An 8,101-nucleotide genomic window follows, 5' to 3' on the forward strand; every position below is an offset into this window, starting at 1 on the left:
TGCGCATGGTGCGGCTCCGGTGGGGGATTGGAGCGGGGCACGATGCGGCGCGCGGGTTCCTCCGCCTATTGGAGGCGGGCGCGTTGTGGGAGGGGTATTTCTTTGTGGGGCAGGGAAATTTCCGGCGCAGGCTGGCGAACTTTCCCCAGCTGCCCGGAAAGCCCCGCCGGGCGGCGGGGCAGGCCGGATCAGAAGTGGTACTTCACCAGCAGGCTGGTGGTGTTCTGGTCGGTGGTGAAGAACTGCGAGTCCTTGATGCCGTACTTGTCGGACCAGTAGTCGTATTCCACGCCCACGTACAGGTGCTTGGCCTCGTAGCCCATGGCCTTGCCCAGGTCGTACTTGATCTGCGGGTTGAAGTGCAGGTTGGCGTGGTAGTCGCTCTGGCCGCGCTCGCTGGAGCTGGCGCTCTTGTTGTTGACCACCCAGTCCATGAAGCCGTCGAAGAGGATGTCGGAGTTGCCCACCGGGATGGTGACGGCCCACGCAGGGGTGACCTGCCAGGCGCCGGAGGGCACGCGGTTGCCGTCGGGCTTGCGGTAGTAGAAGTTCAGCTGGAAGTAGTCGAAGCCGGGCAGGGCCAGGTCGAAGCCCGGGCCGATCAGGTAGGCCTCGGTGTCGCCTTCGCCGAACTCGTAGGTGGTGGCCAGCAGCACGTCCTTGATCGGGCCCAGGGACAGGTCGGCGCCGGTGATCTTGCCGAACGACAGGCGCGGGCTGAATTCGCCGTAGTAGGTGTTCTTGCCGTTCTGGCTGTCTTCCTTGCCGTTGTAGTTGATCTGGTCGACGAAGAACCAGATGTCGCCCCAGGTCCAGGCGCTCGCGCTCTCGAAGGTGAAGGTCTGCTGGATCGGCGGGTTGACCTTGAAGTTCTTGCCCCACAGGTAGGTCAGGCTCTCGTTGTGCCAGATCAGCGGGCCGTCGTTGCTGGCCGGTGCGGGGGTGAGGTCTTCGCCGCCGGCCATGGCCTGGCCGGTAGCCAGCAGCCCGCCGGCGAGCAGCAGGGATGCGAGGGTGCGAGTCATGTGGTGCTCCTAGGTTTTGAAGTGCAGCGATCTCGTTGGAATTCTGAACCTGTCCATTCGGTCAGGCCTGGCCTGCCGAGGCAAGATCGGGGCCAACGCCGGGCGTTGGCCGGGTTTTCCTTGTATGTATGGGGAAAAACCATGCTTTTTCAGGGGCCTGGCCACGCCGGGGCGAGCGCCTGGAATCGGGCAAAAACCTGACTCTTGGGACAGGTAGTGCCTTCGAACAGGGCAGCGCAGGCCGTCGAAGCGCCATTTTGGCGAGCATGGAAAGGGCTTATTGAATACAGGTTTTCTTTGAGTTGAATGGAATCAATTCAAAATGTGTATACAATTTGCTGTGAAGAATCTACACAACCGCCCTTCGCGGCTCCCTTGCCGGGTAGCCGCGACTTTCCGGGCGCGGATGATGCCAGAGCCGCGCCGCACAAGCACCTCCGCCGGCCCGGCGGTGGGCCTTCACCAGGCGGCGATCTGCCCGTCGGTGCGCGGCTCGGTGCCGCCGCAGAGCACGCCGCTGAGCGGGTCGCGCAGGATGATCTGGCCGCGGCCGTAGCTGGTCAGGTCGTGGGCCACCTCCACGTGGTGGCCGCGGCGGGTGAGCACCGCCGCCAGGCTGCGCGGCGCGCCGTGCTCGATGCCGATGCGCTTGTCGCCCAGCCACTGCCAGCGCGGGGCGTCCAGCGCGGCCTGGGGGTTGAGGCCGAAGTCCACCAGGTTCATCACCATCTGCACGTGGCCCTGGGGCTGCATGTAGGCGCCCATCACGCCGAACGGCCCCAGCGGCACGCCACCCTGGCTGAGGAAGCCGGGGATGATGGTGTGGAAGGTCTTCTTGCCCGGGGCCAGGGCGTTGACGTGGCCGGCGTCGAGGCTGAATTCGGCGCCGCGGTTCTGCAGCGCGATGCCGGTGCCGGGCACCACCACGCCGGAGCCGAAGCCGTGGTAGTTGCTCTGGATGAAGGACACCAGGTTGCCCTCGCCGTCGGCCGTGGCCAGGTACACGGTGCCGCCGGCGCGCGGCTTGCCCGGGCGCGGTTCCAGGGCGCGCTCGCCGATCAGCGCGCGGCGGCTGGCGGCGTAGTCGTCGCTGAGCAGGTCGGCCACGCTGAAGCGCATGGCGTCCGGCTGGCCGATGTAGGCGCGGCCGTCGGCGTAGGCCAGCTTCATGGCCTCCAGCTGGCGGTGCCAGGTGTCCGGGCTGTCGCGCTCGCCGAAGGTGAAGCCCTTGAGGATGTTCAGGGCCATCAGCGCCACCAGGCCCTGGCCGGCCGGGGGGATTTCCCAGACGTCGTAGCCGCGGTAGTTCAGCGAGATGGGCTCGACCCATTGCGCGCGGTAGCCGGCCAGGTCGGCCTCGCCCAGGTAGCCGCCGCTGGCGGCGGCATGGGTGGCGATGCGTCGGGCCAGGGCGCCGCGGTAGAAGCTCTCGCACTTCGTCTCGGCCAGCTCGCGCAGGGTTTGCGCCTGGCCGGGGTGGCGGAAGATTTCCCCGGCGCGCGGGGCGCGGCCGTCGACGAGGAACTCGTCGAACCAGGCCGCCAGCTCCGGATGCGCGTCGCGCACGCCGCGGAACTTGTCCAGGCCGCCCTGCCACAGCCCGGCGATCACCGGCGAGAGCGGGAAGCCTTCCTCGGCCAGCTCGATGGCCGGGGCCAGCAGCTCGGCGAAGGGCAGCCGGCCGAAGCGCGCCGACAGCTCGGCCCAGGCCGCCGGGCAGCCGGGCACCGTCACCGGCGTCCAGCCGTACAGCGGCATGCGCGTGTGGCCGGCGCCCTGCACGGTGGCGATATCCAGCGCCCGCGGGGCGAAGCCGGCGGCGTCCAGGCCGTGCAGCCGGTCCTTGACCCACACCAGGGCGAAGGCGTCGCCGCCGATGCCGCAGCCGGTGGGCTCCACCACCGTCAGCGCCGCCGCCGTGGCCACTGCGGCGTCCACCGCGTTGCCGCCGCGCCTGAGGATATCCAGCCCGACCTGCGCCGCCAGCGGCTGCGAGGTGGCCACCATGCCGCGCCGGGCATACACCAGGGAACGCTGCGAGGGGTAGGGGTATTCCTGGGCGGAGAAATTCAGCATGGCGGGCTCCGTTGACGGCTTGAGGCGGCAGGGTAGCCCTGCCAGACTCTGACGACTAGCGATACAAAGCCAAAGCATAGCGATGAACGGACAGCACCCCGACCTGCAACGCTCGATCCCGGCGCTCGACGACCTGCCGCGACCGGTCTACGCGCGCGCCGAGAGCCTGCGCGCCGGTTCCTGGACCGGCCGCCACCACCACGCCTGGGTGCAACTGTCCTACGCCATCAGCGGGGTGCTCGGCGTGCATACCGCCGAGGGCAGCTTCTTCGCCCCGCCGCAGCGCGCCATCTGGATACCCGCCTACCTGGAGCACCAGGTGGTCACCTCCGGCCGCGCGGAGATGCGCAGCCTCTACCTGAGCGCCGAGGCCTGCGCCTGGGCGCCACCACGCTGCCGGGTGCTGGAGGTGACGCCGCTGGCCCGCGAGCTGGTCAAGGCCTTCTGCGAGCTACCGGTGGATTATCCACAGGGCGACAGCCCCGAGCAGCGCCTGGTGAGCGTGCTGCTGGACCAGCTGCGCACCCTGCCGGAAGTCGCCTTCTCCCTGCCCATGCCCCGGGAGCCGCGGCTGCTGCAACTGTGCCAGGCGCTGATCGACCAGCCCGGCGCCAGCCTCACCCTGGGTGACTGGGCGCAGCGCCTGGGTACCTCGGAGAAGACCCTGTCGCGCCTGTTCCAGCGCGAGACCGGCATGAGCTTCCGCCTCTGGCGCCAACGCCAGCGCCTGCTCGGTTCCCTCGGCGTGCTGGAGGAAGGCGCCAGCGTCACCGCCGCCGCGCTGGACTGCGGCTACGACTCCACCTCGGCCTACATCGCCGCCTTCAAGGGGCTGTTCGGCTTCACCCCCGGTGAGCTGTTCAAGCAACGCTGAGCCGCTGCGGTGTATCTCCCCTGTACCTGTAGGAGCGAGCTTGCTCGCGAACAGCGTTTCCAGGCGGCCCTGGTGTTGCAGTTTGACTCCGCAACCCTCTCCCCAGCCCTCTCCCTGAAGGGAGAGGGGGCTAGTCCGTGCCGAGAGGAGGAGTGGTTTCAGCCGGAAACCTTCGGAGTTGCCGGCTAACTCCTATACATCCGTATCTGCCCAACGGTCCCCTCTCCCTTCAGGGCGGGGCGCGCAGCCGAGGGTTAGGGAGAGGGCGCTCTTCAGGCCAGGCACCGAAGCCACCAGGAGACCCGGTTCGCGAGCAAGAGCCAGGCGCTCCCCTCGCTCCTACGAAAAGCCGCTCCGAATAAGCGGATTTCCGCTCATCCACCCCCGTCGATCGGCAGCCAGGCGCCTGCCCACAGCGTACGAAAACCCTGTAAGCCCTTGTGCCACGCGGCTTTGCGCCCTTGGCACGCTGCCTGCTATCGCCCTCCTCACTGCGCCGCACCTCGCGGCGCGCCGGTGCGTGGTTTCGTGGTCCACGCACCCGACGACAACAACGACAAGAGGATTACCCATGGATAGCGCAAGCGCCGTCTCCGCTTCTGCCGCGCCCCGTACGACCTCCCAGCGCATCAAGTCGATCTTCAGCGGTTCGGTGGGCAACCTGGTGGAGTGGTACGACTGGTACGTCTACGCCGCCTTCTCGCTGTACTTCGCCAAGGCCTTCTTCCCTCAGGGCGACATGACCGCCCAGCTGCTGAACACCGCCGCGATCTTCGCCGTGGGCTTCCTGATGCGCCCGATCGGCGGCTGGCTGATGGGTATCTACGCCGACCGCAAGGGCCGCAAGGCCGCACTGCTGGCCTCGGTGCTGCTGATGTGCTTCGGCTCGCTGATCATCGCCCTGACCCCCAGCTACGAGACCATCGGCGTCGGCGCGCCCATCCTGCTGGTGCTCGCGCGCCTGCTGCAGGGCCTGTCGGTCGGCGGCGAATACGGCACCTCGGCCACCTACCTCAGCGAGATGGCCAACAAGGAACAGCGCGGCTTCTTCTCCAGCTTCCAGTACGTGACCCTGATCTCCGGCCAGCTCATCGCCCTGGCGGTGCTGATCGTGCTGCAGCAGACCCTCACCGTCGAACAGCTGGAAAGCTGGGGCTGGCGCGTGCCCTTCTTCATCGGCGCGCTGTGCGCGGTGACCGCCATGTTCCTGCGCCGCGGCATGGAAGAGACCGAGTCCTTCTCGCAGAAGAAGGAAGAGCCCAAGGAAAGCCTGATGCGCGCCCTGCTGCGCCACCCGAAGGAAGTGCTCACCGTGGTCGGCCTGACCATGGGCGGCACCCTGGCCTTCTACACCTACACCACGTACATGCAGAAGTACCTGGTGAACACCGTGGGCATGAGCAAGACCGACTCGACCATGATCTCGGCCGCCACCCTGTTCCTGTTCATGCTGCTGCAGCCCATCGTCGGCGCGCTGTCGGACAAGATCGGCCGCCGCCCGATCCTGATCGCCTTCGGCGTGCTGGGCACCCTGTTCACCTACCCGATCCTCAGCACCCTGCACACCATCGACACCTGGTGGGGCGCGTTCTTCCTGATCATGGCGGCGCTGGTGATCGTCAGCGGCTACACCTCGATCAACGCCGTGGTGAAGGCCGAGCTGTTCCCCACCGAGATCCGTGCCCTGGGCGTGGGCCTGCCCTACGCGCTGACCGTGTCGATCTTCGGCGGCACCGCCGAGTACGTGGCGCTGTGGTTCAAGAGCGTCGGTCTCGAGAGCGGCTTCTACTGGTACGTCACCGGCTGCATCGCCTGCTCGCTGCTGGTCTACGTGACCATGAAGGACACCCAGAAACACTCGAAGATCACCACCGACTGATAGGGCGCGTGCCCTGGCCCCGGGCAGGTTCCGGGGCGTTTTATCCACAAGGCCCGGCAGCTGCCGGGCCTTGTCGTTTGCGGCCCGGTTGCGCGGGAGCGGTTATGCTGGTTTTTTTCCAAGCGACGAGGACAAGCCCATGAGCACTGCCAATTCCGCCCTGATCGTCGGCGCCTCCCGCGGCCTCGGCCTGGGCCTGGTGAACCAGCTGCTGGCGCGCGGCTGGGAGGTCACCGCCACCGTGCGCGACGCCGCCAATGCCGGCGTGCTGGACAGCCTGCCGGTGCGCGTCGAGTCCCTGGTGCTGGACGATGCGGCCTCCCAGGACCGCCTCGCCGAAGCACTCGCCGGGCAGCGCTTCGCCCTGGTGTACATCAACGCCGGCATCTACGGCCCGCCGCACCAGTCGGCGCTGGATGCCAGCCTGGTCGAGGTCGGCGAGCTGTTCATGGTCAACGCCGTGGCCCCCGTGCGCCTGGCCGAGCGCCTGCTGCCACGGCTGGATGCGCAACGCGGCGTGCTGGCCTTCATGACCTCCGAGCTGGGCAGCGTGGCCGGCAACGAATCCGGCGGCATGGCGCTGTACCGGGCGAGCAAGGCGGCGCTGAACTCGCTGACCCGCAGCTTCGTCGCCGGCCTGGGCGAAACCGGCCTGACCGTGCTCGACCTGCACCCCGGCTGGGTACGCACCGACATGGGCGGCGAGGCCGCGCCGCTGGACGTGGAAACCAGCGCCGCCGGGCTGATCGACCAGGTCGAGGCCTACGCCGGGCGCGGCGGCCAGTACTACCTGGACTACCAGGGGACGACGATCGACTGGTGACGGACGCCGGCGGAGGCGTTAACATGCACCGGCGCCTGACCTGCGGGTCAGGTGCACCTGGATCAGCAGACAGGGTGAACACTGAGCTGGCTTCCCGAACAACCGGGAGCCGGCTCGCCTCGGGCGGCGGCTCCGCCACTCAAGAGGATTCACCCATGTCATCCCCCCGCCTGTGGCTGCGCAACCCCCTCGCCATCTTCACCGCCAACGGCCTCGACGCCCGTGGCGGCCTGGTCGTGCAGGACGGTCGCATCCTCGAACTGGTCGCCGCCGGCCAGCAACCCTCGCAGCCCTGCGAGCAGGTGTTCGACGCCAGCCAGCACGTGCTGCTGCCGGGCCTGATCAACACCCACCACCACTTCTACCAGACCCTCACCCGCGCCTGGGCGCCGGTGGTCAACCAGCCGCTGTTCCCCTGGCTGAAGACGCTCTACCCGGTGTGGGCGCGGCTGACCCCCGACCAACTGGCGCTGGCCACCAAGGTGGCCCTGGCCGAGCTGCTGCTGTCCGGCTGCACCACCGCCGCCGACCACCACTACCTGTTCCCCGACGGCCTGGAGCAGGCCATCGACGTGCAGGCCGGGGTGGTCGCCGAGCTGGGCATGCGCGCCATGCTCACCCGCGGCTCCATGAGCCTGGGCGAGGCCGATGGCGGTTTGCCGCCGCAGCAGACGGTGCAGCGCGCCGAAGACATCCTCGACGACAGCGAGCGGCTGATCCGCGACTACCACCAGCGTGGCGACGGCGCCCAGGTGCAGATCGCCCTGGCGCCCTGCTCGCCGTTCTCGGTGACCCCGGAAATCATGCGCGCCAGCGCCGACCTGGCCGAACGCCACGACGTGCGCCTGCACACCCACCTGGCCGAGACCCTCGACGAGGAAGACTTCTGCCTGCAGCGCTTCGGCCAGCGCACCGTGGACTACCTGGACAGCGTCGGCTGGCTCGGCCCGCGCACCTGGCTGGCCCACGGCATCCACTTCAACGACGAGGAAATCGCCCGCCTGGGCCAGGCCGGCACCGGCATCTGCCACTGCCCCAGCTCGAACATGCGCCTGGCCTCGGGCATCTGCCCCACCGTGGCCCTGGAAGCGGCCGGCGCGCCGGTGGGCATCGGCGTGGACGGCTCGGCCTCCAACGACGCCTCCAACATGATCCTCGAAGCCCGCCAGGCCCTGTACATCCAGCGCCTGCGCTACGGCGCCGAAGCCATCACCCCGGAACGCGCCCTGGGCTGGGCCACCAGGGGCTCGGCGAAACTGCTGGGCCGCAGCGACATCGGTGAGCTGGCGCCGGGCAAGCAGGCGGACCTGGCGCTGTTCAAGCTGGATGAGCTGCGGTTCTCCGGGAGCCATGATCCGTTGTCGGCGCTGCTGCTGTGCGGGGCGGACAGGGCGGACAGGGTGATGGTCGGGGGGAGTTGGCGG

At 68.5% G+C, this 8,101-nt stretch carries 6 protein-coding genes; 4 read left to right on the forward strand and 2 right to left on the reverse strand.

The window, feature by feature from the left end; translation table 11 throughout:
• Positions 1-188: 188 nt before the first annotated feature.
• Both DK254_RS16965 and DK254_RS16970 read right to left on the reverse strand, forming a co-directional pair.
• Positions 189-1,025: an outer membrane protein OmpK gene (locus DK254_RS16965; RefSeq protein WP_109934714.1), complete on the reverse strand. Its 837-nt coding sequence runs from the start codon at positions 1,023-1,025 to the stop codon at positions 189-191.
• A 459-nt stretch (positions 1,026-1,484) separates the two neighbouring features.
• The gene (locus DK254_RS16970; protein WP_109934715.1) at positions 1,485-3,101 is read right to left on the reverse strand and encodes a gamma-glutamyltransferase family protein; all 1,617 of its coding nucleotides are present in this window, start codon (positions 3,099-3,101) and stop codon (positions 1,485-1,487) included.
• Positions 3,102-3,177: 76 nt separating this feature from the next.
• Here DK254_RS16970 and DK254_RS16975 point away from each other — a divergent pair, with 76 nt between their 5' ends.
• From DK254_RS16975 to DK254_RS16990, 4 genes are all read left to right on the forward strand, one after another.
• Positions 3,178-3,975: a helix-turn-helix transcriptional regulator gene (locus tag DK254_RS16975; RefSeq protein WP_109934716.1), complete on the forward strand. Its 798-nt coding sequence runs from the start codon at positions 3,178-3,180 to the stop codon at positions 3,973-3,975.
• A gap of 571 nt (positions 3,976-4,546) precedes the next feature.
• The gene (locus tag DK254_RS16980) at positions 4,547-5,854 is read left to right on the forward strand and encodes an MFS transporter (protein ID WP_109934717.1); all 1,308 of its coding nucleotides are present in this window, start codon (positions 4,547-4,549) and stop codon (positions 5,852-5,854) included.
• A 139-nt stretch (positions 5,855-5,993) separates the two neighbouring features.
• Positions 5,994-6,677, forward strand: coding sequence for an SDR family oxidoreductase (locus DK254_RS16985; protein ID WP_109934718.1), 684 nt, complete (start codon positions 5,994-5,996; stop codon positions 6,675-6,677).
• Positions 6,678-6,832: 155 nt separating this feature from the next.
• Positions 6,833-8,101, forward strand: a 1,269-nt coding sequence (locus DK254_RS16990) for an 8-oxoguanine deaminase (RefSeq protein ID WP_109935768.1), incomplete at its 3' end; no start/stop codon positions are given.

The organism is Pseudomonas sp. RW407 (assembly GCF_003176655.1).
Taxonomy (GTDB): Bacteria; Pseudomonadota; Gammaproteobacteria; order Pseudomonadales; family Pseudomonadaceae; genus Pseudomonas; species Pseudomonas delhiensis.